The organism is Rubrobacter calidifluminis (genome assembly GCF_028617075.1).
Lineage (GTDB): Bacteria > Actinomycetota > Rubrobacteria > Rubrobacterales > Rubrobacteraceae > Rubrobacter_E > Rubrobacter_E calidifluminis.
The window spans coordinates 34,419-60,744 of sequence record NZ_JAQKGV010000009.1 but is presented as its reverse complement, the minus strand read 5'-3'; the positions used below and the strand labels follow the sequence as shown (position 1 = coordinate 60,744).

The 26,326-nt window shown below is 61.2% G+C and carries 27 protein-coding genes, 1 tRNA gene and 1 other RNA gene; 14 read left to right on the top strand and 15 right to left on the bottom strand.

Features of this window, described 5'->3' with window-relative positions:
• Positions 1–254: 254 nt before the first annotated feature.
• From PJB24_RS08760 to PJB24_RS08740, 5 genes are all read left to right on the top strand, one after another.
• Positions 255–593: a response regulator transcription factor gene (locus tag PJB24_RS08760; RefSeq protein ID WP_337959014.1), complete on the top strand. Its 339-nt coding sequence runs from the start codon at positions 255–257 to the stop codon at positions 591–593.
• Between the two features lie 97 nt (positions 594–690).
• Positions 691–1,308, top strand: a complete 618-nt coding sequence (locus tag PJB24_RS08755; protein WP_273844898.1) for a MauE/DoxX family redox-associated membrane protein — start codon at positions 691–693, stop codon at positions 1,306–1,308.
• Positions 1,305–1,904: a hypothetical protein gene (locus tag PJB24_RS08750; RefSeq protein ID WP_273844897.1), complete on the top strand. Its 600-nt coding sequence runs from the start codon at positions 1,305–1,307 to the stop codon at positions 1,902–1,904. The genes PJB24_RS08755 and PJB24_RS08750 overlap by 4 nt, the downstream gene beginning before the upstream one ends.
• Before the next feature lie 699 nt (positions 1,905–2,603).
• A complete protein-coding gene (locus PJB24_RS08745) occupies positions 2,604–3,173 on the top strand; it encodes a hypothetical protein (RefSeq protein WP_273844895.1) in 570 nt (189 codons plus the stop codon).
• Positions 3,174–3,458: 285 nt separating this feature from the next.
• Positions 3,459–3,947: a hypothetical protein gene (locus PJB24_RS08740; RefSeq protein ID WP_273844893.1), complete on the top strand. Its 489-nt coding sequence runs from the start codon at positions 3,459–3,461 to the stop codon at positions 3,945–3,947.
• 290 nt (positions 3,948–4,237) lie between these two features.
• On the opposite strand, the gene PJB24_RS08735 is transcribed toward PJB24_RS08740, so the two are convergent.
• Entirely contained in the window at positions 4,238–4,561 is a 324-nt protein-coding gene (locus PJB24_RS08735) for a DUF8011 family protein (protein ID WP_273844891.1), read from the bottom strand.
• Between the two features lie 80 nt (positions 4,562–4,641).
• Here PJB24_RS08735 and PJB24_RS08730 point away from each other — a divergent pair.
• Positions 4,642–4,714 (top strand) — tRNA-Gly (locus PJB24_RS08730).
• Between the two features lie 70 nt (positions 4,715–4,784).
• Here the strand turns inward: PJB24_RS08730 and PJB24_RS08725 are convergent.
• The 5 genes from PJB24_RS08725 to PJB24_RS08705 all read right to left on the bottom strand — a co-directional run bounded on the left by PJB24_RS08725 (position 4,785) and on the right by PJB24_RS08705 (position 8,991).
• Positions 4,785–5,603, bottom strand: a complete 819-nt coding sequence (locus PJB24_RS08725) for a succinate dehydrogenase/fumarate reductase iron-sulfur subunit (protein WP_273844889.1) — start codon at positions 5,601–5,603, stop codon at positions 4,785–4,787.
• On the bottom strand, positions 5,600–7,375 hold the full coding sequence (locus tag PJB24_RS08720; protein WP_273844887.1) for an FAD-binding protein: 1,776 nt from the start codon (positions 7,373–7,375) through the stop codon (positions 5,600–5,602). The genes PJB24_RS08725 and PJB24_RS08720 overlap by 4 nt, the downstream gene beginning before the upstream one ends.
• Before the next feature lie 15 nt (positions 7,376–7,390).
• Complete coding sequence (locus PJB24_RS08715) at positions 7,391–8,122, bottom strand: hypothetical protein (protein ID WP_273844885.1); 732 nt, start codon at positions 8,120–8,122, stop codon at positions 7,391–7,393.
• A 149-nt stretch (positions 8,123–8,271) separates the two neighbouring features.
• Positions 8,272–8,658: RNase P RNA component class A (rnpB, locus tag PJB24_RS08710), an RNA gene on the bottom strand.
• Between the two features lie 15 nt (positions 8,659–8,673).
• Complete coding sequence (locus tag PJB24_RS08705) at positions 8,674–8,991, bottom strand: hypothetical protein (RefSeq protein ID WP_273844883.1); 318 nt, start codon at positions 8,989–8,991, stop codon at positions 8,674–8,676.
• 171 nt (positions 8,992–9,162) lie between these two features.
• On the opposite strand from PJB24_RS08705, the gene PJB24_RS08700 reads away from it, so the two are divergent.
• Positions 9,163–9,450, top strand: coding sequence for a hypothetical protein (locus PJB24_RS08700; protein WP_273844880.1), 288 nt, complete (start codon positions 9,163–9,165; stop codon positions 9,448–9,450).
• Between the two features lie 15 nt (positions 9,451–9,465).
• Here the strand turns inward: PJB24_RS08700 and PJB24_RS08695 are convergent, their stop codons facing one another.
• The 9 genes from PJB24_RS08695 to PJB24_RS08655 all read right to left on the bottom strand — a co-directional run bounded on the left by PJB24_RS08695 (position 9,466) and on the right by PJB24_RS08655 (position 20,822).
• Entirely contained in the window at positions 9,466–10,611 is a 1,146-nt protein-coding gene (locus PJB24_RS08695) for an NYN domain-containing protein (protein ID WP_273844878.1), read from the bottom strand.
• A 61-nt stretch (positions 10,612–10,672) separates the two neighbouring features.
• Positions 10,673–11,083, bottom strand: a complete 411-nt coding sequence (locus tag PJB24_RS08690; RefSeq protein ID WP_273844876.1) for a hypothetical protein — start codon at positions 11,081–11,083, stop codon at positions 10,673–10,675.
• Position 11,084: 1 nt separating this feature from the next.
• Positions 11,085–13,643: a DNA gyrase subunit A gene (gene gyrA / locus PJB24_RS08685; RefSeq protein WP_273844874.1), complete on the bottom strand. Its 2,559-nt coding sequence runs from the start codon at positions 13,641–13,643 to the stop codon at positions 11,085–11,087.
• Entirely contained in the window at positions 13,636–15,573 is a 1,938-nt protein-coding gene (gene gyrB, locus PJB24_RS08680; RefSeq protein WP_273844872.1) for a DNA topoisomerase (ATP-hydrolyzing) subunit B, read from the bottom strand. Before gyrB ends, gyrA begins: the two co-directional genes overlap by 8 nt.
• Positions 15,574–15,741: 168 nt before the next feature.
• Complete coding sequence (gene recF, locus PJB24_RS08675) at positions 15,742–16,860, bottom strand: DNA replication/repair protein RecF (protein WP_273844870.1); 1,119 nt, start codon at positions 16,858–16,860, stop codon at positions 15,742–15,744.
• A 1-nt stretch (position 16,861) separates the two neighbouring features.
• Positions 16,862–17,038 carry an RNA-binding S4 domain-containing protein gene (locus PJB24_RS08670; RefSeq protein ID WP_337959016.1) on the bottom strand — a complete coding sequence of 59 codons (177 nt, stop codon included), beginning with the start codon at positions 17,036–17,038 and terminating at the stop codon, positions 16,862–16,864.
• A gap of 32 nt (positions 17,039–17,070) precedes the next feature.
• Entirely contained in the window at positions 17,071–18,204 is a 1,134-nt protein-coding gene (dnaN, locus tag PJB24_RS08665; RefSeq protein ID WP_273844865.1) for a DNA polymerase III subunit beta, read from the bottom strand.
• 549 nt (positions 18,205–18,753) lie between these two features.
• Complete coding sequence (gene dnaA / locus PJB24_RS08660) at positions 18,754–20,097, bottom strand: chromosomal replication initiator protein DnaA (protein WP_273844862.1); 1,344 nt, start codon at positions 20,095–20,097, stop codon at positions 18,754–18,756.
• Positions 20,098–20,111: 14 nt separating this feature from the next.
• The gene (locus PJB24_RS08655; RefSeq protein WP_273844860.1) at positions 20,112–20,822 is read right to left on the bottom strand and encodes an ATP-binding protein; all 711 of its coding nucleotides are present in this window, start codon (positions 20,820–20,822) and stop codon (positions 20,112–20,114) included.
• 388 nt (positions 20,823–21,210) lie between these two features.
• On the opposite strand from PJB24_RS08655, the gene rpmH reads away from it, so the two are divergent.
• The 7 genes from rpmH (at position 21,211) to PJB24_RS08620 (ending at position 25,952) form a co-directional block, all read left to right on the top strand.
• Positions 21,211–21,345, top strand: coding sequence for a 50S ribosomal protein L34 (gene rpmH / locus PJB24_RS08650; protein ID WP_273844858.1), 135 nt, complete (start codon positions 21,211–21,213; stop codon positions 21,343–21,345).
• A gap of 51 nt (positions 21,346–21,396) precedes the next feature.
• A complete protein-coding gene (rnpA, locus tag PJB24_RS08645; RefSeq protein WP_273844856.1) occupies positions 21,397–21,747 on the top strand; it encodes a ribonuclease P protein component in 351 nt (116 codons plus the stop codon).
• Between the two features lie 103 nt (positions 21,748–21,850).
• A complete protein-coding gene (locus tag PJB24_RS08640; RefSeq protein WP_273844854.1) occupies positions 21,851–22,693 on the top strand; it encodes a YidC/Oxa1 family membrane protein insertase in 843 nt (280 codons plus the stop codon).
• The gene (gene jag, locus PJB24_RS08635) at positions 22,690–23,469 is read left to right on the top strand and encodes an RNA-binding cell elongation regulator Jag/EloR (RefSeq protein ID WP_273844853.1); all 780 of its coding nucleotides are present in this window, start codon (positions 22,690–22,692) and stop codon (positions 23,467–23,469) included. Before PJB24_RS08640 ends, jag begins: the two co-directional genes overlap by 4 nt.
• Before the next feature lie 129 nt (positions 23,470–23,598).
• Entirely contained in the window at positions 23,599–24,276 is a 678-nt protein-coding gene (gene rsmG / locus PJB24_RS08630; RefSeq protein ID WP_273844851.1) for a 16S rRNA (guanine(527)-N(7))-methyltransferase RsmG, read from the top strand.
• Positions 24,277–24,310: 34 nt separating this feature from the next.
• Complete coding sequence (locus PJB24_RS08625; protein ID WP_273844849.1) at positions 24,311–25,072, top strand: ParA family protein; 762 nt, start codon at positions 24,311–24,313, stop codon at positions 25,070–25,072.
• On the top strand, positions 25,065–25,952 hold the full coding sequence (locus tag PJB24_RS08620; RefSeq protein WP_273844847.1) for a ParB/RepB/Spo0J family partition protein: 888 nt from the start codon (positions 25,065–25,067) through the stop codon (positions 25,950–25,952). The genes PJB24_RS08625 and PJB24_RS08620 overlap by 8 nt, the downstream gene beginning before the upstream one ends.
• Positions 25,953–26,326 lie beyond the last annotated feature (374 nt).

Genomic DNA, 26,326 nt, shown 5'->3' with positions numbered 1-26,326 from the left:
TTACCAAGACGCACTGGGAACTATTTGGAATCTTCGCGGTGTTGCAGAGTGTTTAGATCCTTCCGCACGAACCAACGAGAACCTAAGCGAACAGGAAGAAGGCACCTCTTCCCGGGGCCAATGGGTTTGGAAAGTCGGTCATCACAAGGGAGAACCGGTGAACAATTGGTCACATACAGTATTCTCAAATCCCTTCCGAGGGATACCTCTTCTGGAAAGTTTGGGCAACCGTTTGGAATCTTACTGCACGATAGATGCAGCGAATTGGCGTCCCCCGAGTTACTGAGAACGACAGCTTAGCCGCATATTCGCTTTCACAGAAAATCGGCAGCAGGCGGGCGACGGCCGGTCGCTGGTTCATGGATCGAACCTCCCCATTAAGTGGACGGCTTTGCACGGCGCTCACCCGGTCTGAGCGGGCGGTGCTGCGCTACGCGGCTTACGGGTGGAGCAACCGGCGCATAAGCCGCAAGCTCTGTCTCTCGGAGCAGACGGACAAGAACCGCCTCCGGAGCGTGTACCGCAAGCTCGGCCTATGCAACCACACCCAGGCTGCCCTCTACTACTGGGGTATCATGCAGCCTCTCGAATAGCTCGTCGGCCGCACTCCCGGAATAGGGTACCTTCGTACTCGATTTTGGGTACTTTGGGGTCTGGTGGTGACCGCAGGTTCACCTTAGGCTTCTTCTCATGGGTGGGTTCGGTGCAGCTGTTTCGCTGATCGGGGAGGGCGTACGTGCGCTGGGCGAAGAGCCCGGTTACAGTATTGCAACGCTTTTCCTCTCCCTCATCTTCGTGTGGAGCGGCCTGGTGAAGCTCCGGCGACCGGCCCTGGCCGCGATGGCCATGGTGGACTTCAAGGTGGCCCGACGGGTCCGCCCTTCTCTGGGGTTCGCCCTCGGCGCAGGGGAACTGGTCCTGGCGTTGGCCCTGGCGCTGGGTGGACCCGCGTCGCATTTCACCCTCGCGGTCGTCGCCGCGCTGCTGTGGGTCTTCGCTCTCCTGATAGCCCGCAGCCTGTGGTCTGGGGAGCGCTTCGCCTGCTTCTGCTTCGGGGATACAGACTCGATGCTATCCCGCTGGACCCTGCTCCGCACGGGTCTGCTCGCCTTGCTCGCCTCGACACTGGCTGCCACAGCAGCACCCGTGGACGCCTACCGCGGACCGGAAGCGGCTCCGGTTCTCGAGCTCGTGGTGGCGGCAGCTATCCTCGGAACAGTCGTTCTCCTGGGCCGTGTGCCGGATCTATGGAAGTGGAACCGAGAGGTGCTGGAGCCCAACGTGCCGGAAACGGGAGGAGATACATGAGTGGACTTGAGATCGCTGCGCTCGCCGCCGCCTGTATCTGGCTGGGGGCGCTGACGCTGGTCCTGATGCTGGTGATACGCCAGATCTCACTGCTGACGCTGCGACTCTCCAGGGTCGGCCATGCAGTCCCGCAGCAGGCGGAGGACGGCTTCTCCCTCGCCGACGACGGACCGGAAGTAGGCAGCGATGTTCCCGATGAGGTAGCCTCGATCCTGCCAGAGCTGCGGCGCCAGAAGGGTTTTCTGGTACTGATGTCCGCCACCTGCACGCCGTGCCGGGAGCTGGCAGCCGAACTCGGCAGGAGCCGCCCGGAGCTGCCGATCGTGGCTTTGGTGCCCGGTTCGAGGGCGGCGCTCGTGGACGCTCTCGTCGATCTTCTCCCCTCAGGTACAAGAGTTCTGCGCGCCCCTGAAGCGACCCGGCTTGCAGAGACGCTAAAGATCCAGAGCACACCTTTCGCCGTCGCGGTCAATGAAGGGAGGGTAGTCGGGAAATCGTATCTGTATAGCAAAGCGGACCTCGTAGCTCTGGCAAAAGACGTGCAGGAGCAAGAACCCAACGTCAGCCGGATCTTTCCCTCTATCTCGAGGAGGTAACCCATGCCCGAGGAACTCAAGCGACTGATCGAAGGCGACGAGGAAGAGCAGGAAGCCATACGTTTCGGCCGCAGCCGCTTCCTTCGCCTTGCAGGTGGTGCGCTGTTCGCGAGCGTTGCCTCGCTGATGCTGCCCGAGGTTGCGCAGGCGGCACCTTATCCGTGTTATGGGTATCCATCATGCTCCAGGTGTTGCGGATGTGGCGGCGGATGCACCAAACGCTACAGTTGTTACCATGGCGGCACTTACTATCAATGCTGGCAAACATACGCAGGTGGATGCATTTACAAGTGCTGCGACTGGAACCTGCCGAACGGGAACCCTTGCATAATGTCCACGCGACTGAATTGTCCGCAAACTCCCGCGGCCAGGGCCAAAGCAAGAGAAAGCTTGGTGCCAGCAGGAACACGCCCGTCGGGGTCGCGCAATTAAAGTAAGCAGACGTCAATATACAAGGTCATGGCAGAGGAGATGGTTTTGCTTCTTGAAAGGTTAAGAAACGTACGACTGACGTCTATGATTCCTCTGTGGTTTTGGGCATTAGTGCTTGTCGGTGCGACGGCAGGTCTGCTTGCGCGAGGCTCGCAACCGGGAGCGTGGATATTCTGGCTAGTCTTGTTCTCCGCCGCCTGCGTGGGTATTCTTCAGCAAACCTTGCCCTGAGGCCCCAACGCGATCTACGGGATCGCGAGTTCCGCCGTGGAGCGGAATCAGGCAGGACGAAGCTGGATCGCCAAGGCACTCCTCTTTTCGGTGTCTGCGTCCTTTGCTGGCATGCTGAGTGGTGCGGCGCTCGGTGCGGCGGGGATCCTGCTGCCCTTCGAAGTCCGGGTAGCCGTGGCCAGCCTGCTCGCCCTAGCCGCTGTTTTTATTGGCAGCCTTGAGATGCTGGGTATAAGGGTTCGCCTGCCGCAACTCGACCGCGAGACACCGCAACGCTGGCTCAACAAAGGTGCTCTTACCTGGGCATTGCTCAATGGGGTGTCTTTGGGAGTCGGGACAACCAGCCGAATCGGTTTCTGGCTCTGGTACATCATCCCGCTTGGGGCTTTCCTTTTTGCAGATCCAGCCTTGGGTGCCGCCATCTACGGTGCCTACTCCTTAGTGAGGGGCGGAGCCGTTTGGATGCTTATCCTGGGCGCCACCACCGGCTTGCTAGGAGAAGATTGGGAAGACAGATTCGTCTTGCGGATGCCGACAGCACAGACTATTGCCGCCTGCCAGCTCTTCCTTATCGGCCTGGCGGGTACAATAGCGATCGGATTATGAGGAAGGTGGTTAACGGTGCGGGCTTCGAGCAGCGTAGCGATTGCGGTGCTCCTGGTTTTGCTGGCACCAGGCTTGGCGGGCTGCGGGCAGCAGGAGCGGGCCTCCAGCAAGGAGACGGGAACCGCACAAGCCAGCCAAACATCGGGCTCTGCGGCGAGATCGAACAGCACCGAGGGATCCAAGACACTCGCAGTTCGGCCCTACAAGCCATTGGGCAGGGTGGTGGTGACACGCAATGCTCAGAAGCTACCTCCGGGTTGTGGCCCGCGCCAAGCTGCGGGGCTAATGACGCACTTCCTTGAGGCTTACAACAAAGGCGACCAGGATCGATTGAGTCGCTTCTTCGTAGCCAAATGGGAACAGACACCTTGGCTCTACGCCATGTCCCGAGGCAGAAAGGTAGAGGTCGGGGTTGATAACAGAAAAGACCTGCTCCGCTACTTCGCCCATAGGCACGAGCAACACGACCGGATGCTGCTGCTCTCCATCCAGGTCATCCCCAACAGCGGCATCAGCGGTGGTCAACCAAGAGGAGGTATAGCCTACTCTTTAGCACGGCGCGCCGACGATCTTGAACAAGGCTCGGTGGGGACCGAACGGCTCGTGGAGGGCAAGGGCGCTATCGACTGCCGTCGGCAAAAATTCACGCTCTTGACCCTTACAACGCTCCCCGTCAAACCGAAGTACACGCGCGCCTCTACCCTTCAGTGTCCCAAGCCGGACGGTCGGAACCAGGACAATGCCATCGTGGCTTGCACTGGCTCTAGCCGATAGACCGTCATACACGCATCTGGCGAAGATCCGACTATCGCAGCCTGCCAGCTCGTTCTCGTCGGCCTGGCAGGTACGATAGCGATCGAATTGTAATGAGGTGATCATGGAAGTCTCCAGGGTGGTGGATGCGCATTGAGAAAGACGGCGGTCGGTCTGATGGTCCGTGCTTGCCTTAGCGGCCTGCGGCTCGCAGCAGAGCGCTTCTGAGAGCAAGCCAGATCCAACCAGTGCCCCAGGCCAGTCGGACGGTATCCCGAAGACGCCGTCATCGCATGCACCGGGAGATGATCTCAGCCGCCCGGAGAGATGACCACCGCCGCCAGCAGGACTACGGCGGCGAGCAGACACAGGAAGCTCCCCGCCCGGAGCAGCGCGGCCAGCGCCCCGGCCTTTCCAGGCACGAGCTCCGCACCACCGAGAAGCACCAGGAAGAGGCCGCAGAGGGCCATAGCCTCCACCCCGCTCGTCGGGTCCGAGGCGAAGGAAGAGCCCCGCAGCGCGTAGAGGTATAGCGAGTAGAAGAGGTCCATCACGCCCACGGAGAGGAGGACGAAGTAGATCACCCCGCCCCTCGGCTCGTGCAGGAACACGCGGTTGAAGAGCTTCCTGATCATCGCGATGCCCGGGATTATACGTCCCCGGTGCAGGGAGGGGCAGCGAATCGCCTCTCCGTCATGATAAAATACGCCCGGTCGCGGACGTAGCTCAGTTGGTAGAGCGCCAGCTTCCCAAGCTGGAGGTCGCGGGTTCGAAGCCCGTCGTCCGCTCTTTTTTATGCCGCAAGAAAAGAGGCGGGGCAATACCCCGCCTCTTCCGGTGAATGCTTCCGCTCCGAGGCTAACCCGCGGCCCGATCTCCGTTCCTGCGGCCCCGGATCTTGCGCATCAGCCACTTGGCCGGGTCGTAGTACTCGCCCGCGACCCGCTCCTTGAGCGGGATGATCGAGTTGTCCGTGATGTGGATTCCGACCGGGCAGACCTCGGTGCAGCACTTGGTGATGTTGCAGTATCCGATGCCGTCCTTCTCCTTGAGATCGTGCAGACGGTTCGCCTCATCCAGCGGGTGCATCTCGAGCCACTGGTTGCGCACGAAGAAGCGCGGCCCGGCGTACTCCGGATGCTTGTGGTGGGTGCGGAGCACGTGGCAGACGTCCTGGCACAGGAAGCACTCGATGCAGCTCTTCGGCTCGTAGAGGCGCTCGACGTCCTCCTCGTAGAGCGTGAAGGGAGCCTTCTCGCTCGTGGTGAAAGGCGTTATCCCCCTCGACACCTCGTAGTTCCAGGAGACGTCGGTGACGAGGTCCTTTATCAGAGGGAAGGCCTGAAGCGGCCCCACGTGTATCTCCTTGCCCTCGTACTCGTCGATGCGCGTCTTGCACATCAGCTTCGGCATCCCGTTTATCTCGGCGCTGCACGAGCCGCAGTGGGCCGCCTTGCAGTTCCAGCGCACAGCGAGGTCGTTCGCCTGGTGGGCCTGGATGTAGAGCACGGCGTCCAGCACCACCATCCCCTCCACGTAGGGGATCTCGTACTCTACCTCCTCGCCGCCCCCGGCGTCGCCGCGGAAGATGTTCAGCTTTATCGTCCGATCCGTGCCGCCGAGCTCCTCCTCGCCAACCGGCGCGTGAGCCCGGGACGTGACGTCTCCCTCGCTCATACCTTGGTCTTCTCCTTCTTGAACAGCGCCGCCAGATGCTCCGGCATCGGCGGGATCTCACGCCGCTCGATGCCCGGCTCCCCCTTCTCGTTCTTCTTCACGACGAAGTTGATCTTCCCGTACTCCTCGACCAGCTCGTCGCAGTCGAGCCGCCACTGGGCTCCCCGCTTCTCCTTGCGTTCGAGCGCGCAGCGGATGATGATCTCCGAGATATTTGTGAGGTAGCGGATGTCCTGCGCAGCGTGCCAGCCGGGGTTGAAGAGCCTGCTACCACCGACCCTGACGTGGGGGATGCGCTCCTTGATCGCGAGCACCTTCCTGAGCCCCTCCTTGAGGGAGTCCTCGTCCCTCATGAGGTTCGCATGCTGCATCATCGCCTCCTGCAGCTCCTCCTGCAGAAGGTACGGGCTCTCGTCGCGGTCGCTCGGCTTCTTCGTGAGCGGCTCGAGCACCCGCCGTATCTCCGCCTGCACCTCCTCGTCGGGGGCTCCGGCGGCGTGCGTGCTCTGCTCGACGTACTCAGCGGCTCCTTCTCCGGCCCGGCGGCCGAAGACGAGCAGGTCACCGAGCGAGTTCCCGCCGAGGCGGTTCGCGCCGTGCAGCCCGCCCGCGACCTCCCCTGCGGCGAAGAGCCCAGGTATCGTCGTCGAACAATCCTCCGGCTCGACCTTGAGCCCGCCCATGTTGTAGTGGACGGTCGGGAAGACCTCCATCGGCTCCTTCGCGATGTCCACGTCGGCGAGCTTGAGGAACTGCTCGTGCATCGTCGGCAGCCGCTTCATGATCTCGTCGTATCCGAGGTGTGTGATGTCCAGGTAGACGCCGCCGTGCGGCGTCCCCCGTCCCTCCTGCACCTCTGTGTAGTTCGCCCGCGCCACCACGTCGCGGGTGGAGAGCTCCATCCGCTGGGGATCGTAGCGCTCCATGAAGCGCTCGCCGTTGGCGTTCCTGAGGATTCCGCCCTCGCCGCGCACGCCCTCGGTCACCAGGATACCGCGCACACCAGGAGGCCAGACCATCCCCGTGGGATGGAACTGCACCATCTCCATGTCCACGAGCTCCGCCCCGGCGTCGTAGGCAAGGAAGAGCCCGTCCCCCGTACCTTCCCACGAGTTCGAGGTTACCTTGTAAATGCGACCCCATCCTCCGGTCGCCATGACTATCGCCTTGGTCTTGAAGAAGATGAACTTCCCCGACTCGCGGGTGTACGCGAGGGCTCCAGAGATCCTGCCCTGAGAGTCCTTGAACAGCTTGGTCACCGTGGTCTCCATGTAGACCTCGGCGTCGGTGGTCAGGAGCTTCTCCTGCAGGGTCCGGATCATCTCGAGCCCGGTTCGGTCGCCGATGTGGGCGAGCCTGCGGTAGGTGTGCCCCCCGAAGGGGCGCTGGTGGATCTTGCCCTCCTCCGTGCGGTTGAACAGCGCCCCCCACTGCTCGAGCTCTATGACGCCGGCCGGCGCCTCCTTGGTGTATATCTCGACCTTGCGCCAGTTGTTGATGAACTTGCCGCTGTTCATCGTGTCGATGAAATGCTGCTCCCAGCTGTCATCGGGATCCACGTTGCCGAGAGCACAGGCTATACCACCCTCGGCCATGACCGTGTGCGCCTTGCCCAGGAGACTCTTGGTGACGACCCCCACGGACATTCCCTTCTGGGCCGAGGCGATCGCGGCCCGGAGACCGGCGCCACCGGCCCCGATGACCAGGACGTCGTGCTCGCGCACCTCGTATTCCTCGCGGGCAGTGCTCCCGGGATGTCCGTTGCCTTCCACCTGATTTCCCCTTTCCTAGACGATCCTTATGTCAGTTATAACGCCCGCTATAAGAAGCCGGATGTAAATGTCGGAGATCAGAACCGAAAACAGACTGAGCCAGGCCCACAGCGCGTGGCGGGTGTTCAGCCGGCTCACCCACCCGTACGCCTTGCGGCGGGCCATCCCGCCCCTTATGCACGTGTAGCAGTCCTTGCCGCCCCCGATGAGATGCCTGAACGAATGGCATGACCCGGTGTACATCGACAGCAGCACCACGTTGATGAGCAGTATGAGCGACCCTATGGAGAATCCGAAAGAGCCGCCGGGGAAAAACGCCCTTATCGCGTCGTACCAGAGAAACAAGACCACAATGCTCGAGGCGTACAGAAAGTAGCGGTGGATGTTGTTCCACACGAAAAAGCCTCGCTCACCCCTGTAGCTTTGCCTGGGCTCGAGCCTCTGCGCCTGGGCCATGCACGCCGGTGGATCCCAAAAGAACGCCCTGTAGTACGCCTTGCGGTAGTAATAGCAGGTGATCCTGAACCCGAGCGGTATCCAGGCGACCAACATCGCCGGGGAGAGCCAGCTTGCCGGCGAATCGACGTGCGGAGAATAGAAAGGGGAAAGGAGATTATGATAGCTGCTGTTCTGAGCAAAGACCACGACGATGAACGAGTAGATACCAAACCCCGCCAAAACGATGACCACGGTCATCGGCTCTACCCACCAGGGTAACCTCTTCCAGGCCGCTGCTATGCTCGACACCTCTTCTCCCCTCTAGGCGACTTCTGGTCAGACTTCACGACACCCGTGCAGTATAAAGTATCGTTGGCCACCAAGCTGTGAACGCATTTTCTGGCTCTCACCGGCCGGATCGGCAGCAAAACCGCCGCTCGGGAAAACGACGAAAGAGGGGACCGGGCCGCCCCGTAAGCCGGATTCTGTTTTAACCCGCCATCCATCTCCGGAAGGGAACCTACCCTTCCGGGCCCCTCTGGGAGGGGCCGCGCCTACCATGCCCGGAATAAACCGGGCAAATTTGGCTTGCTCGCACCGGTAGTTTACCTGGCCGGCACCCTTACGGGTTGCCGCCGGTGGGCTCTTACCCCACCCTTTCACCCATCACCTGTGCCGGTGCAGGAGCACCGGCCATCGGCTGGTCTGCTCTCTGTTGCACTTGACGTGACGGCGGGCTTACGCCCGCCGCCCCCCGGGTTGTTAGCCCGGGCGGCCTCTGCTACGAGTCCGGACTTTCCTCTGCATCCGTCAGTCACGGATACAGCGGCGGGTCAGGCGGCCCGACCTCCAAAGAGTAATTATATATCCGATCTCTGTTTCCTCACCAGCACTATCCGGCTCGGCGTGATGCGGACCTCCACCTCCGCCGTACCCTCCCAGACGCTCTTCCACCTGAAATCGTCGGCCACGGCGGGATCGAACCAGACCCCGGGGCACCCCGGAGGCTCTCCCCCCTTCTCCAGCACACCCTCGTAACGGCTGTACTCCCGGGGGCTGTAGATCGCTGGAACTACCTCTCTGCGGTAGATGGAGTTCCGGGACCTGAAGGACTGGACCGAAGAAGCACTCGTACCGAGAGCACTCGCGATCCATTCGTCCGACTTGCCTTCCTCCACCCAACGGCGTATGTCATCTTTGAACTTCCTGAGTGAAACCCTCTGGTTTATTCCCATCTCGACAGACCCCTCGAACTCCGAACATGTGGTGCCCTAGGGTACACAACCATATCAGATTTTTCCAGTAACCTCTAAATTTTAGTGTAAGCACTCTGGTATAAAATCGGGCACATGGAGATACTGCTGAGGATACTGAGTGGGATAGCGGACTTCGTCCCGTTCGCGCTGGCGTTCTACATACCGGCTCTGTTCGGGATGGCTATCTGGCGCGAGAGGACCCGGGCGTACAGGGTGAAGGCGGGGCTGTGGTTCGTCGTCGGCTTCGGTCTGATCCTGGCGTTTCGGCTCATGCTCGACGCCAGCATCCTGCAGGATCTCGAGACTTTCGCGCTGTCGGTGGCCCAGATCGCGGTAGCCCTGCTCTTCGCCAACCTCACGGTCTACAGACTGGCGGACTGAGGAGCCAGGGCATGCTCAGGCGGCGTTTTTCAGGATGTTTCTCACTTCTTTGAGATCTTTGTTGAGCCTGTAGAAGTTCATGCTGGAGAGAGCCGCCCCGTAGGGTTTGGCGCGCACCTTCTCCAGGTAGCCCGCTTCGAGCAGGGCTCCCACGACCTCTTCGATCTCTTCCTCGGAGAGCTCCAGTTCTCCGCGCTCGTCGAGCTCCCGGATGCCGCCGACGATCTCGACCATTGAGGCCCTCTCACCGAGCCTGTCCACGCTCTCGCAGATGGTCTTGAGCTCATAAGGCGTGAGGTCTTCGTAGAGGTCCAGCCCATCCCGTTCGATCTCCCGCTCTTCGGCCTCCTCCTCGTGCTTGACACCGTTATCCTCGGTACGTCCACCCTGCTCGGGAAGCTTCTCGCCGGGGAGGTACACCTGAAGCTCCATGTCCTGGTCCACAGTGTTCACGAGCCCCCGGCGTTCGGCCTCGACCACGAAGTCCTTGAACTTCTTGAAGCCGGCCTCCCGCTCGTCGAACGATCCGAGCTGAACGATCATCTGCTGCTTGACCTGCCCGAGCACGCGCGCCTTGTTGCCCTTCTTTAGCGCCTCGACCGCGCGCACGAGCTCCTTGAAGGGGTCGAACTGCTTCTTCTTCTCCCGGTCGCGGGCTTTGGCCGCCCGCTCCTCCTCGAGCAGCGAGGCGTAGGAGATGAAGTGATCCGCCGACTCGATCAGGTGGTAGGAAGCCGCCTCGGAGACCCCGATCACGACCACCGTCTTGCCCTGGCTCCGGAGCAGGTTCACCAGCGGTATGAAGTCCCCATCTCCGGTCACGAGCACGTAGGTGCCCACCTGCGGGTGATTGTGCAGGAAATCCGAGCACTCCACCGCGAGCATCACGTCTATCGAATTGGTGCGACGCTTCGAGGACTTCCCCCCCGGGAAGTAACGGGCAGAGATGTAGCGCGGTGCGATCCCGTTCGAGTAGAGCGTGGGCGGGGCGTTCCTGAAGTCCCCGTCGGTCCAGTCGGCGTAGGCCGTCGCGGAGACTATCCTGCCGAACTCCCGCGCCTTCTCCAGGATCGCCGAGACATTCGGCTTGGCGTTGTATTCGGTAACCGTGGAGATGTAGATGTTCTCCCAGTCGATGAAGATTGCCAGATCCTCGGGCATAAGTTCCCTCGCTAGATCGGAACAGAGAAGCGCCTGGTCGGGCTACCCTGTATATTTCTTCTCACACGCTGTACCTCTCGCGGACCGGGAGCGCCGTCTGGGCCACGGTCTCGCCGTCCAGCACGGCTTCGATCCACAAAACCTCGTCCTCCCGCTCGAACCCCTCGGGCAGATCGAAGGACGCCACGATGGTGGCGGAGTTCTCGGGCCCGTCGAGCCAGATGTCGAACTCCTCCGATTCCTCCACCATCGACCCGTCATCGTCGGTGGCGAGGATGCGGGCGGTACGCCTCTCGCCCCCGGCGTGCTCACACCCCTCGAACTTGGCATAGACGACGAAGGATGCGGACCCGTCCGGCCCGGTCAGGATCTCGTCGAGCACCCCGAAGAGGGTCAGACGGCCATCGAGCTCCGTGCAGCTCTCGGCTAGTACGAGTGCCGTGCACTCAACGACGCCGTCACAGCTGTCCATTTCACCCCTCCATTCGATCGGCTTCGGGGAGCCCGGCCTCCGAGGCCCCCCTTGGCTCCTCGCCGACGATGTCCTCCAGCGAGAGCTCGTCGCTCACCCCCGCCTCCCCGGCTGTGGAACTGCGGGAAGCAACCACCTTCGCCACGGCGCTCACCGAATCCCCGGCGTGGAGGTTCATCACCCGCACGCCCTGGGCGCTGCGCCCCTGCCGGGAGACGGAGCCCGCGTCTATACGTATGGTCGTCCCAAGGTTAGAGACTATCACCAGCTCATGCAAGTCCGGTTTGACCACCCGCACGCCGGAGAGGCGTCCCCTCTCTTCCCCGGTCTTCATCGCGATCACACCCTGCCCTCCCCGGCCCTGCGTTCTGAACTGGGAGAGCGGGGTGCGCTTGCCGTACCCCTTCTCGGTGATCAAGAAGAGGTCCGCGGCATCGTCGGAGATGACGTCCATCGAGAGGAGGTCGTCACCCTCCTTGAGGGTTATCCCCTTGACGCCCGCCGTGGCCCGGCCCATCGCCCGCGCCTCGTCCTGGCGGAACCTGAGCGCCTTGCCCTCCCGGGTGACGAGGATGACCTCGTCGCCCTTGGAGGCGTGGCGCACGTCGATGAGCTCGTCGCCCTCCGCGAGCTTGATCGCGATGATCCCCTCGTTCTTCAGCGGCGTGTTGTACTCGGAGAACTCGGTCTTCTTCACGATCCCGCGCCGGGTCGCGAAGAGCAGGTACTCCGCCTCGCCGAAGTCCCTCGTGGCGATGACCGCGGCTATGTGCTCGTCCTGCGAGAGCGGCAGCAGGTTGGCCACGTGGCGTCCGCGGGCCGTCCGGCTCATCCGGGGCAGCTGGTGCACCTTGAGCCGGTAGACCTTGCCCTTGTTGGTGAAGAAGAGCATGTAGTGGTGGGTCGTGGTGATGAAGAGGTGCTCGATGAAGTCGCCCTCCTTGAGCTCCATCCCGTTGACCCCGACCCCGCCGCGGCCCTGCTTGCGGAAGGAGTTGACCGGTACGCTCTTGAGGTAGCCGGCCCCGGTGATCGAGATGACCACCTCCTCCTCGGCAATGAGATCCTCTATCTCGAAGTCCGCGTCCTCGGATAGCGTGATCTGGGTGCGCCGCTCGTCGCCGTAGGCGGCCTTTATCTCGAGCAGCTCGGCCTTGATGATCTCGTAGACCTTCGACTCGTCGGCGAGCACGCCCTCCAGGTACTCGATCTTCTCGACCAGATCCCGGTGCTCCCGCTCGACCTTCTGGCGCTCCATCCCGGTCAGCCGCTGCAGCCTCAGGTCCAGGATCGCCTGCGCCTGCCGCTCCGACAGGCGGAAACGGCGGATCAGGTTGTTGCGGGCGCTCTCGACGCTGCGCGAACGCCGGATCGTCTCGACGACCTCGTCGAGGTTGGCGAGCGCGACGAGCAGACCCTCCAGGATGTGCGCCCGGGCGCGGGCGCGCTCGAGCTCGTAGCGGGTCCTGCGGGTCACGACCTCGAACTGGTGGTCTATGTAGTGCTTTATGGCCTGCTTGTAGGAGAGCGTGCGCGGCACGCCGTCCACCAGCGCGACCATGTTAACCCCGAAGCTCTGCTGCAGCTGGGTATGCTTGTAGAGGTTGTTCAGTACGACCTTCGGGACCGCTTCGCGTTTGAGCTCTATGACGATGCGCATCCCGTTGCGGTCCGACTCGTCGCGCAAATCGGAGATGTCGGTGATCCTGCGCTCCTTGACGAGCTGGGCGATCTTCTGCAACAGCTGCGCTTTGTTGACCTGGTAGGGGATCTCGGTGACGACGATCTGGGTGCGGTTACCCCGGATGTTCTCGGTGTGGGCCTTGGCCCGCACCCGGATCGAACCGCGCCCGGTCCTCACCGCCTCCCGGATCCCGGAGGTGCCCACGATCACGCCGCCGGTCGGGAAATCGGGCCCCTTGATGTACTCGAGGAGCCTCTCGTCCTCCATCTCCGGGTCGTCGATAAGAGCCACCGTGGCGTCTATGACCTCGCCCAGGTTGTGCGGCGGGATGCGGGTCGCCATCCCGACCGCGATGCCGTCGGCGCCGTTCACGAGCAAATTTGGGAAGCGCGCGGGCAGAACCTCGGGCTCGCGCTGCTGCTCGTCGAAGTTGGGAACGAAGTCGACCGTGTCGGCGTTTATGTCCCTGAGCATCTCGGTCGCGATGCGCGCTAGCCTGGCCTCGGTGTAGCGCATCGCCCCCGCCGAGTCTCCGTCCACGCTCCCGAAGTTGCCCTGCCCGTCGACGAGCGGATACCTGAGCGAGAAGTCCTGCGCGAGCCTGACCAGCGTGTCGTAGACCGCCTGGTCCCCGTGCGGGTGGTACTTACCGATGACCTCGCCGACGACCGTCGCGCTCTTGCGGTAGCGCCGGTTCGGCTGCAGCCCCAGGTCATGCATCGCATACAGCACCCGCCGGTGCACCGGCTTTAGCCCGTCGCGCACGTCCGGCAGAGCCCGCGCGACGATCACGCTCATCGCGTAGGAGAGGAAGGATTCCTTTATCTCGTCCTCTATGGGGTGGGGCTGGATGTTCCCCGAGAACGTATCAAGCATCTATGTTCTTCGCCTCCCTGGCGTTGGCCTCGATGAACTCGCGTCTTGGCTCGACCTTGTCGCCCATGAGCGCCGTGAAGAGCTCGTCGGCCACCGCCGCCGAGTCTATCGTCACCTGCAAAAGCGTCCTGCGCGACGGGTCCATCGTCGTCTCCCACAGCTGCTGGGGGTTCATCTCCGAAAGCCCCTTGAACCGGCTGACCTCGGCGTTGCCGTTCGCCCCCAGTCGGTCCATCAGCTCCCTGAGCTCGGCCTCGTTCTTGACGTAGTAGTCCCGCCGGTTGTGGGTGACCTTGAAGAGCGGCGGCTGGGCGATGTACACGTACCCGGCCTCGATGAGCTCCGGCATGTTGCGGTAGAGGAAGGTCAGGACCAGCGTCCTTATGTGGTTGCCGTCCACGTCGGCGTCGGCCATGATCACGATCTTGTGGTAGCGGGCGTCATCGAGGTTGAAGCTGTCGCCGACCCCGGCGCCGATCGCGCTGATCATGGCCTGTATCTCGGCGTTCGAGAGGACCTTGTTCATCGTGGCCTTCTCGACGTTCAGGATCTTGCCGCGCAGCGGCAGGATGGCCTGGAAGTTGCGGTCCCGACCCTGCTTGGCCGACCCCCCGGCCGAGTCCCCCTCCACGATGTACAGCTCGCTGCGCGCCGGATCCCTGGAGGAACAGTCGGCGAGCTTGCCCGGCAAGGTCGAGCTCTCCAGATACCCCTTGCGGATCGTATCGCGCACCTTGCGCGCCGCCTGCCGGGCCCTCGCCGCCTGCAACGCCTTCCCGACGATCGCCTTCGCCTCGCCAGGGTGCTCCTCGAGGAACTCCGAAAAAGCCCGCCCGAGCGTGCTCTCGACGAGACCCTTGATCTCGGTGTTCCCGAGCTTGGTCTTGGTCTGCCCTTCGAACTGCGGCTCCCGGAGCTTGACCGAGATGACCGCCGCGAGCCCCTCCCGGATGTCGTCCCCGGTGAGGTTCTCCTCCTTCTCCTTGATCAGGTTCTTCTGCCGGGCGTAGTCGTTTACGGTGCGCGTGAGCGCCGAACGGAATCCCGAGAGGTGCGTCCCTCCCTCGTGGGTGTTGATGTTGTTCGCGAAGGTGAAGACCGAATCCTGGTACCCGGAGTTCCACTGCAGGGCGATCTCCACGTCCCCCGCCTTGTCCTCGCGGTGGCAGTAGAAGATCGTCTTGTGCACCGGGTCCTTGGACTGGTTTATGTGCGCCACGAAGTCGCGTATCCCGCCTTCGTAGCGGTAGGTGACCTCCCGCCCCTCTTCACGCTCGTCCACCAGCCGTATCTCAAGCCCCCGATTGAGGAAAGCGGACTCCCTGAAACGACGGCTCAGGGTGTCGAAGGAGAACTCCACCGTCTCGGTGAAGACTCCCGGATCCGGCTTGAAGCGCACGAGCGTCCCGGTCGGCTCGCCATCCCTCATCTTCCGGACCTTCTCGAGCTCGCTCACCGGGAAACCACGCTCGTACCGCTGGCTCCAGACGTGACCATCACGCCGCACCTCGACCTCGAGCCACTCGCTCAAGGCGTTCACGACCGAGACTCCCACTCCGTGCAGACCGCCGGAGACCTTGTAGCCTCGACCGCCAAACTTGCCGCCGGCATGCAGCGTGGTCATCACCACCTCGACCGCCGAACGTCCGTACTTCTCCATCACTCCGACGGGCATCCCGCGCCCGTCGTCGTCGACGCTCACGGAACCATCCCTGTGTACGGTCACGTCTATCCTCGTGCAGTATCCGGCCAGAGCCTCGTCTATCGAGTTGTCCACTATCTCCCAGACGAGGTGGTGCAGACCCCTAGGTCCCGTGGACCCGATGTACATCCCCGGCCGCCGCTTTACGGCCTCGAGTCCCTCCAGAACCTGTATGGAACTGGCATCATAGTCACCCTTGGAATTTTTCAGGGCAGGATCAACCGTCAAGAGAGATCCCCTTCCTTCCAATTGCTACCAGAACCGCGAGAACCCGTTCGGGCCGGACACTGTACACATAGCTTTGCACCTGAGGATTGTAACATAACTTGTACGTCTTCCCAACACCACTCGTGGGGCTCTTTGCTGCATTCGCAAGCGGCTTTCAGGCAACCCACCTCAGGGCGACATCTCTCCTTTTGCAACCTCGAGTATCGCTCCTCCCCTCACCCGCACCACACGGGACCTGGAGAGCGTCTCCCCCTCGAAGTATTCGAGGTTGGTAGTTGAAACCAGAGCCTGTGCACTCCCGAGAAAATACTCGGCGAGGTACCGCCTTCTTCTCTCGTCGAGTTCGCTCATCACGTCGTCGAAGAGCAAGATGGGATCCTCACCGGCAAGCTCTCTGATGAACTCCCTGGCGGCGATCTTGAGGCCGAGGGTCGCAAGCCTCTGCTGTCCCTGCGACCCGTAGGTCGTGAGGTTCACCCCGCCGAGCAGCACCTCCAGGTCGTCCCGGTGGGGACCGATCGAGGTGGTCCCCCGCTCTATATCGCCCTCATGCGCGTCTCTGAGGGCCTGCACGTACGTCTCCGGGGTCGTACTATAGCGATAGCGCACGGCGGCCTTCTCAGGCCCGTACAACGCCCTCAGAGAACGTGTGAAGTGCTCGGCGAGGGCGGGGAACGCACCGGAGCGCTCCTTGAGCAGAGTCAGGCCAAGCTGGATCACCTTCCTATCCCACGTGTCGAGGGTTCTGCGGGAGGAGAGGCCGTCGCGTATGCGGCGCAGGAGCTGGTTGCGCTGCTGTACGGCCCTGGTGTACTCGGAGGCCGCGCGGGCGTAGGACGGCTTGAGGGTGGAAAGCAGAGAGTCGATGAACTCCCTCCGGTCGGAGGGAGCCCCCTTGACAATCCTTATGTCGTCCGGAAAGAAAGTTATCGCGCGCACCCCCGCGGCACCGGCCGCATACTCCGCCAGAGACCCGACCGGAGCACCATCGACGATCAGGCGTTTCCTCTGCCCCGGTGCGTAACCGACGGACACCCGCCGCTCACAGGAAGACCACAGGGAGACCCTCATCTCCGCCCGGGCAAACCCAGCCCCCCACCGCACCACCTCCGAGTCGTTGGCGGTGCGGGGAGAAGAGCCCGAAGCGGCGAACGCCACGCCCTCGAGCAGGTTTGTCTTCCCCTGCGCGTTCTCGCCGTAGACGACGTTGAGCCCGGGAGAGAAAACGACGCTGGCATCCGCGTAGTTCCGGAAGTTCACAAGCCGTATCGCACGGATATAGCGCATATCAGCGGAACTCTATGCGGCGCCCGGCGACCTCGACCACGTCGCCACCCCTCATCCGGCGCCCCCGGCGGGTCTCCACCGCACCGTTGACACGCACCTCCCCGCTCTGGATCAGTACCTTGGCCTCCCCCCCACTGCTGACGACCTCAGCCGCCTTCAGGGCCTGTCCAAGCGTCATGCCGGCGGGCAGCTGCAAGACTCCTCCCGGTCTCAGACGTGTGCAGGATCGCGCATCGGCATAATGAGATAGAGAAAGTCGTCGTCCTCCTCCTTCTCCCCTCCCGGCACAATGAGCGCCGGCTTGAGCGACTCGTTGAACCTGAAGAGCACCCGCTCCGAGTCGACGGCGGAGACCCCGTCGAGCAGATATCCAGGGTTGAACGAGATCTGGAACTCCTCCTCGCTCGTGGCGGGTAGCTTCTCGTGGGCCTCTCCTATCTCCTGGCTCCGTACTGAAACCTCGACCTCCCCCTCAGAAAAGGAAAGCGTCACCGGAACGGGCGGAGTCTGGCGCTGCGCAAAGAGGCTAACCCTGCGCAGGGTGCCCATCAGATCCTCGCGCGGAACGGATATCTCCCGCTCGAACCTCTCGGGAAGGAGCCTGCCGTACTCGGGGAAATTCCCCTCGATGAGCCGCGTCCCGAACAACACGTCGCCCACCCGGAAAAGCGCCTGGTTCTCCCCGAGCACGACCTCTATGTTCTCCTCCTCAGATCCAGAGAAGATCCTGCCCACCTCCTGCATGGCCCTGGCAGGGATTATCGCATCCCTCCTGCCCTCGAAGCTGCTCACGATATCCGTCTCTTTTATGGAAAGCCGGTAGGAGTCGGTCGTAACCATCCTCAACCGTGACCCCTCGAAGCTCACGAGTATCCCGGTAAGGACCGGACGGGTCTCGTCCCTGGAATACGACCGGGAGACCTTCTCCACGGTCTCTACCAAAACCTCCCCGGAAATGGCAAAGGCGTCGGAGGCCTCGAATACCGGCAGCCCCGGGAACTCGTCCGCCGCGTAAGCCCTGATGCGGTACTCGTTCCTGCCCGCGGCGAGCCTCACCGTCCCCTCAGCAGCCTCGTACTCCAGCACAAGATCCCCGATGGGCAGCGATCGTACTATGTCGTTGAAGATGCGTGCCGGTATGACTACCCGACCATCTTCCTCCACCTCCGCAGGAGAGGTGGTTTGTATCGATACGTCCATGTCGGTCGCCGAGAGTCTGAGCTCCCCCTCGGTCCCCTCGACCAGTATCCCTCCCAATACGTCAACCGTTGATCGCGTAGACACCCCCCGCGAGACCAGCGCGAGTTTCCTGCCAAACTGATCCGTGTTACAAACAGCTCTCATGCGACCTTCCTCTCGACCTTATTATTAATACTCAACCTTATCTTAGTTAGAATAATAATATTAATAAGGCCTGTGGATAGTGTGGATAACTCTGGAAAACCCTTTTCCAGAGCAGGAAAACACCCAAACCTCCTGTGGATAAAATCTGTGGATAACCCACCCCGCCCTGTGGATATCCTGTGGATAACTCGCGAGTTATCCACAGGCCCGTGTTATCCACAATTCTATCCACAGGGTTATCCACAGCTTGTACCCCTCTTATCCACAGGGTTATCCACAAGTCGGCATGCAAAGTATGCCTGAAATTTGTAACTTATACGATCAACCGTATGGATTTATCCACAGACAAGGCCGGTTATCCACAGTTTCTGTGGATAACTCATCCACTTCTGTGGATAACACGGGCGAGTTATCCACAGGCTGGGTGCATTCCTGTGGACAGAGTGTGGATAACTAAAGAAACGTGCGTTTCTTACGGTGTTGCAAAGTACCCCCCTGGGGTAATGGGGTCATCAGCGAATCGGTGTAGGCAGAGGGGATTTGTTTTCTCTACCTCTTTGACTTTATCTGTTGTGTGAGGTCGTGGATCTGGTTGAAAGCGTCCCGATCATTGTTGATGAGGTTGGCTATCTTGTTTGTGGCGTGCATGACCGTTGAGTGGTCCCGACCCCCGAATGCACGTCCTATCTTTGGGAGGGATTCGTCGGTTATCTCACGGCACAGGTACATGGCTACCTGTCTGGGATAGGCGAAGGCTTTGGAGCGGCTGGAGCCTATGAGGTCCTGACGGGCGATGCCGAAGTATCTGCACACCTCGTGCTGGATCAGCTCTATTGGTATTTCGCGATAGGGCTGGTCGGGCAATATGTCCTTGAGTACTTCCTCGGCGAGTGCGACGGTGACCTCCCTTCCGTAGAGTGATGAGTAGGCCAGGATACGTACCAGAGCCCCTTCCAGCTCCCGGATGTTCGTCGAGACCTTCGAGGCGATGAAGGTCAGAACGTCGTCGTCGACCTCGAGCTTGTCCATCGCCGCCTTTTTGCGCAGGATGGCTATCCTGGTCTCCAGGTCGGGCGGTTTTATGTCCGTGACGAGTCCCCACTCGAAGCGCGATACGAGCCTGTCTTCGAGGGTCTGGATGTATCGCGGGTGTCTATCGGAGGTGATCACTATCTGCTTGTTTTCTTCGTAGAGCGCGTTGAAGGTGTGAAAGAAAGCCTCCTGGGTTTCGACCTTGTTCTCAAGGAACTGTATGTCGTCGATCAGGAGTACGTCGTTCTCTCTGTAACGCTTCTGGAAGCCTAAAGGATCGTTCTCCCCTATCGAGTTGATGAAGTCGTTCGTGAACTGTTCGCAGGTGACGTAACGAACGCGCATGCTGGGGTCCTGCTCTTCGACGTACTGACCGACTGCGTGCAGCAGATGTGTCTTGCCGAGGCCCACCCCTCCGTAGATCAGGAGCGGGTTATATACCACGCCCGGGGACTCGGCCACCGCCATCGCCGCCGCATGAGAGAACCTGTTGCCAGCCCCGATTACGAACGTGTCGAAGGTGTACTTCGCCTTGAAAGGCCTCGGTGTCCTGGCACTCAGGACGTGCTCGACGCCGCTGCCGCGCTCCAGCCCGCTCTCTCTGCCCGTCCCTCCCACGAGGACCTCGACAGTGCTGCCGCTGCGTCCGAGGGTGTGGTCCAGAGCATCCTCGAGCGTGGGTCGGAAACGGCTCTCTATGTATTCCTTGGCGAACGAGTTGGGCACTGAGATCTCGAGTCTGCCGTCGCTCAGCCCCACCGGCACGATGCTCTCGAACCACACCTTGAGCGAGGACTCGTCGACCTCCTCGGCGATGCGGTTGAGTACTTCTGCCCAGACTTCTTCTACCCTGCGCGCCACGACTCTCTGCCCCCTTACACCCAGCTGGAGACTATGGCCTGAACGAGATCTCGTCCGAGGGGTGAGATGACGCGCTTTCCAGATTCCTCGCACAGGAGCAAACCCTGCTCCTCGAGCACGGAGAGGTCGCGATAGGCCGTGCTCACGCTTACTTCCAGCACCTCGGCCACGGTGGATGGACCCGCTTCCCCTTCTTCCATTACCGTCAGCAGGGTCTTCTGCTGTCGTTCGGAAAGATTTATCTTCGGCACGGCATCCGGGTAGCGCGGCCGGCTTGGTTTCTCCTTCGAACGGGAACCCTCTTCCTTTTTCGTCGAGATGGTGACGACCGTACCGGTGCCTATGTTGTCTTCTATCTCTATCTTTCCACCAGCCCTCACCGCGGCTTCGCGTGCGATACCCAGCCCCGCCCCGACCCCCCGGATGTGTCTCAGAGCCTCCGGACTGGCTCCGCTGAAGCCAAACTCCATCGCCCTCACCTTGTCTCTTATCCCAGGCCCCCTGTCGGAGACCCTCACTGTCCTCCCCCCATCCAGAATCGAGACGACGACGCCCCGGTAGTCCGCGTGTATCAGGTTCTCAAGTATCTCGCGCAGCGCTTCTTCGGGAAACCCACCCGCCACGTGCTCCATGATCAGACGGGTGAACTTCGAGGTGGCCGCACGGGGACCGGAGGCGGAGATCTCCATTATCTCCGGGTTGCCCCCTTCGCCATAGACGGCCACCCTGATCGCTACCTCAGCCCGTCCCGGTTCACCTGATGTCTGCTCCGCTCTGATCATCCCCGCCACGGAATTTAACGCACTGTCTTTGCTCATGCCAGAATCTGAGATAAAAAAATCCCCTTTTGCAGCCTATTGATCTTATTATCCACAGGTTTATCCACAGGCTGTGGATAACTTTGTGGATAATCTCGCTTATTCCAGCGCAACATCCTCTATACGCCGCCTGAAACTTGCGGTATAGCCGCTTGTTTGCAGCACTTTCTTGCCAGCATCGCGTGAAAGGGATCGTCTTTGTGTTCTCGTGTGCGCTTGGATGCCGTTATGCTCTTTGGATATACTGACCGGGAGAACGTATTCTGATGGACGTACCGAGAAGGGAAGGTCTTACATGAAGCGTACCTATCAGCCCAACCGGCGCAAGCGTGCCAAAACCCACGGGTTTCGCCGGCGGATGCGCAGCGTGGGTGGTCGCAGGATACTTGCCGCCCGTCGCAGGCGTGGACGTCGCCGTCTGACCGTTTGATCGCCCACCGTTCTCCGGTCCCCCGGCACGAGGTTGACCCGGGCCAGAAGGATGCGTCTCACCGATTCTCGGGATTTCGAGCGTGTCTACCGTGAGGGTAGGGTGTACAGGGGGAGGCTTCTCTCCGTGCACCTCTACCCCAACGGCCTGCAGAACCCCCGGCTCGGCATGGCCGTATCGAAACGCGTCGGGACGGCAGTGGTCCGCAACAAGCTCCGGCGCAGGATCAGGGAGATATTCTCAGCACGCAGTTCGAATCTCGGGGGTGAGGGATACGACCTCGTGGTCTCAGTCCGTCCTGCGGCGGCCTCGGCCGAATTTGAGGACCTTGAATCCGAGTTTGACCGTGCCCTTGAGCGTCTGACGAACGTCGGGCAGAAGGTAAGTGGTGGTGATTCTTAGGTATTCTCCTGCCAGGAGGGGTTATACTGCATCCTACCAGAGTTTCGGCTCGTGCACCCCACGAGCGGTTGATTGATCGGACGGTTGATACGAAGAGCTGAAGATGACTGATCCAACCTACATTCTCCTTGCTGCGAGCGCGACCAACAACGGCATAGTTCGGTTCTTCGAGAACGTGCTGAGCCCCCTGATAAGCCCGCTTGGTGACGGGCTGAAATTCTTCCACGCGCTGGGGTTGCCGTGGTGGTCGTGTATCGTGGTCGTGACCGCCATAGTTCGCTTTTTGCTGTTTCCCCTCACCATAAGACAGGTTCGCAGTATGCGGGCACAGCAGCAGCTGCAGCCCGAGCTCAAGAGGATTCGTGAGAGGTTCAAGGACGACCCGCAGAGGCAGCGGGAGGAGCAAATGCGGCTCTTCCAAGAGCGGGGGATAAACCCGCTTAGCGGTTGCCTCCCCGCCGTGATACAGCTCCCGATCTTCCTGAGCCTCTATTACGTGATCCGGGAGTTCGGCGGTTACTTCGGCCAGCCACCCCAGGTCCCGAGTTTCAGGACCGGCGGGTTCCTGTGGTTCACGGACCTTTCCCAGGCTGACCCATACCACATCCTACCCATCATATCCGCTCTGACCATGGCCGCCGGTATGGCCATCACAATGCGCGAGAATCAGGCTCCGGCCCAGCAGCGGGTCCTCATGCTGATCCTGCCGTTCGTCTTTATGATCTTCCTGTGGAATTTCCCGGCCGGTCTTTTTATGTACTGGATCACGACCAATCTGGTCACGATAGTTCAGAACTACGCTATCTACGGCCACGGTATCGCCGGTACCGGCCGGCCGGCCGGCGGCGAGGATCGCCAGCAACCAGAAAGGCCTATGACTCAGGAGGAAGCGGCAGCTCACGCCAGGAAGGTAGCAAAGAGGAAGCGGAGAAAGAAGAAGAAATGAGTCGATCGCTTGAGTTCAACGGAGCAACGGTCGAAGAAGCGCTTGAAAAGGCCCGTGCTTCACTGGGCCTCGACGAGCGCGTCTTGCAGTACGAGATCCTCGATGAGGGATCTTCGGGTTTCCTCGGTATAGGTGCCAGAGACGCACGTATCGCCGTCAGGGTACCCGAAGAGGCGGAACATACCTCAACCGGTAGCCAGGCGTTCATCTCCCCCACCGCGGACTTCGTAAAGGAAGAGAAGTTCGAGGAGAATGGCCAGCCTGAACCAGAAGTATCCGCCTCCGGAAGCGAAGTCCCCGCAGAGATTCTGGATGACATAAGAGACTACCTCTCTGAAGCGGTTTCGAAAATGGGCATTGAGGGACGCGTTGAAGTCTACGACGCTGGTGACTACATAGCCGCCGACGTCGACGCTGTGGAGACAGGCCTGTTTATTGGACAGAAGGGTGAGACGATCGATGCCCTCCAGTACCTTGTCAACGTGACCGTGGCAAAGCGTCACGGTTTTACCAAGAGAATCATCCTTGACGCGGAGGGATACCGTCAGCGCAGGATCGAAGCCCTGCAGGGTATGGCCCACCGTAGCGCCCGCAGAGCCGTGCGTGAGCGCAGAACCATCGAACTCCCGCCCATGAGTTCCGCAGAGCGGAGAATCGTTCACCTCTTCCTGCGGGACGATGAACGTGTGACCACCTTCAGCGAGGGATCCGGCGAAAATCGTCGCGTCAAGATAGCCCCGGTCCGCCGGCGTGTTTCACGTGAAACACGTCGGTAGGCGACAATGGTTTGTAAAAACAAACATCTGTCGCGATAGTTCGTCACGAAGGTTTGGACGGCGTTTCACGTGAAACGGGAGGACTGGGGTCTCCTCATTGAGGAGCAGCTGGGGTATTGGGGATGGGAGTTGGGGAGTGGGCAGCTGGGTCTGCTTCTCCGTTACGTGGAGATTCTGGCATCCTACGAGAGGGCCAACGTGATCGGGGACCGCGACCCGGAAAGGATAGTGAAACGGCATTTGCTCGACTCTCTCTCCTGTGCCTCTGGCGGGTTAATGGACGATGTCCGCGATCTGGTGGACATCGGGAGTGGAGGAGGGCTCCCGGGCATACCGCTCGCGATTCTGCTCCCCCAGGTCGACGTGCTTCTCGTGGAGTCGACGGGAAAGAAGGCCGCCTTCATGTGTCGTGTTATCCGTGAGCTCTCCATTTCTAATGCCAGGGTCTGGATGGGGAGGGTGGAAGAGCTGGCGCGGACTCGGAGCAGGGAAGGTTTCCAGGTGGCCGTGAGCCGTGCGGTGGGGGCTCTGGATGTGGTACTGGAGTATTCCCTTCCTCTCGTGGAGATCGGTGGCATGGCCGTTGCTATGAAGGGAGCGGTATCTGAGGATGAGTTGAGTGGGGGGGAGCGGGCCGCCGCGATCCTGGGTGGAGGTAGACCTTCGGTGCGCCCGGTCGAGTTTTTGCCCGAGGTGGGAAACGTCGGGCACCGGCTGGTTCTCGTCAGGAAAGAGAGCGGGACGCCGGGGGACTTTCCCAGGGCTTCCGGACGGATACGCAGGGCGCCCCTAGGCGGAGGACGATGAGGTGGGAGGTGTCGGCCGTGTTAAGATGCGTACGGTGAGGCGAGTAATAGCCATAGTGAACCAGAAAGGTGGGGTCGGGAAGAGCACTACGGCCATAAACCTGGGTGCATATCTAGCCAAGATGGGGGAGAAGGTGCTGGTGGTCGATATGGATCCTCAGGCCAATGCCACCAGCGGGCTGGGGGTAACACCCGGTGATGGCCCGTGCATGTACGACGTGCTGCTCGAAGAAAAGCCTCTGGATCAGATAGCCGTCTCCACCAGGATCGAGGGACTGTATCTCGCGCCTTCGAGCGTCCATCTGGTTGGAGCGGAGGTCGAGCTGACCTCCGCGCTCGCACGTGAGTTCAAGCTCAAGAAAGCCATAGAAAAGCTTCCGGAGGGGAAGTATGGCAGGATACTACTCGACTGCCCGCCTTCCCTCGACTTTCTGACCATAAACGCCCTCACGGCGGCGGACGAGGCACTCATACCGGTGCAGTGCGAGTACTACGCGCTCGAAGGGTTGAACCATCTGAGGGAAACGATAGACGAGGTACGGAAGTATCTCAACCCCAGGCTCGAGATAGGCGGTGTTCTCCTCACGATGTTCGACGTCCGCACGAACCTCGCCAAGCAGGTAGCCGAGGACGTCCGGGCCTTCTTCGGGGACAGGGTGTTCAGGACCATGATCCCGCGCAACATCCGGCTGAGCGAGGCGCCTAGCTTCGGTCTGCCCATCATTCTTTATGCTCCCAAGAGCATCGGAGCTGAGGCCTACGCTGCGGTGGCGGAGGAGGTGAAGAGTCGTGGGTAGGAGGGGACTGGGGCGCGGACTCTCCGCGCTCATCGCTACGGGCGAGAGCGTCGCGGGGTTCAGGTTCGAAGAGCTCCCCATCACGGCGATACGTCCCAATTCCCGCCAGCCGCGGCGCGAGTTCCCTCAGGGAGGGATACGGGAGCTGGCTGCCTCGATCAGAGAGGTCGGGATACTCCAACCGCTGGTGGTCAGACCGGCCGGGAGCGGGTTCGAGCTCATAGCCGGGGAGAGGCGCCTCAGGGCCGCCCGAGAGGCTGGGTTGGACCGTGTTCCGGTGCTCATAAGGCAGGCTGGAGAAGGTGAGGCTGTGGAGCTCGCCCTGGTAGAAAACATCCAGCGCGAAGATCTCAACCCGCTGGAAACGGCGGGGGCGTATCAGGCCGTGATGGACAGCTTCGGGCTCACCAAAGAACAGCTCGCGGCGAGGCTGGGAAAGAGCCGGGCTGCAATCTCCAACACGCTGCGCCTGATGCAGCTACCGGACTCCATCAAGACGATGCTGGTGGAGAGGAAGCTCTCGGAGGGGCATGCCAGGGTGCTCCTGTCACTGGAGGACGAAGACCAGATGAGGCGTCTGGCGGAACAGGTGGTGCGAGAGAAGCTCTCGGTTCGTGCGACCGAACGGCGGGCCAGAGAGCTGCTGAACCAGGGGCAGGTCCGGGAGAAAGAAGGGTCGGAGGGCAGAGAGGGAGAAGAAAACAATCCTCCCTCTCGTGAAGAGGACTATAAAAGAGTTTCTCGAGACATACAACGGGCACTATCACTACCCACCCGGGTCAGGGCACTGAAGAGGGGGGGGAAGATCGAGATAAGGTTCTCCAGAGCAGAAGAACTCGAATCCTTCCTCGCCAGGATCACCGGGCAGGATCAGGGATAGATCCTTCGGTGTCGTAGCCCTTGTCTGCAATCGCGTGGCCGGTTTTTGAGCTCATCAAGTAAACGACCGCTTGAGGCGAGTCGCTAGCCTGACCCGCAGTTATGATGAAGTGCATCTGACGCTCCGGAGCCTTGGCCGTCATGTAACCCTTGGTACTCCAACCTCTTTGACCACGTCCCAAAGCCTCATTTGGAGTCTCCTTTTTCCTGTAGCCGCCTGCCGGTGAGTCCTTACGATTGAACTGCCGATCAGGTGTACCCGTTATCCGGATCGCTCGTCAAGACCTCGAAGACCTCTTCCCGTACACCAGCCCTTACCCGGCGAGTGAATCGCTTGTGGATGATCTTCCAGTTGCCATAACGCTCGGGCATATT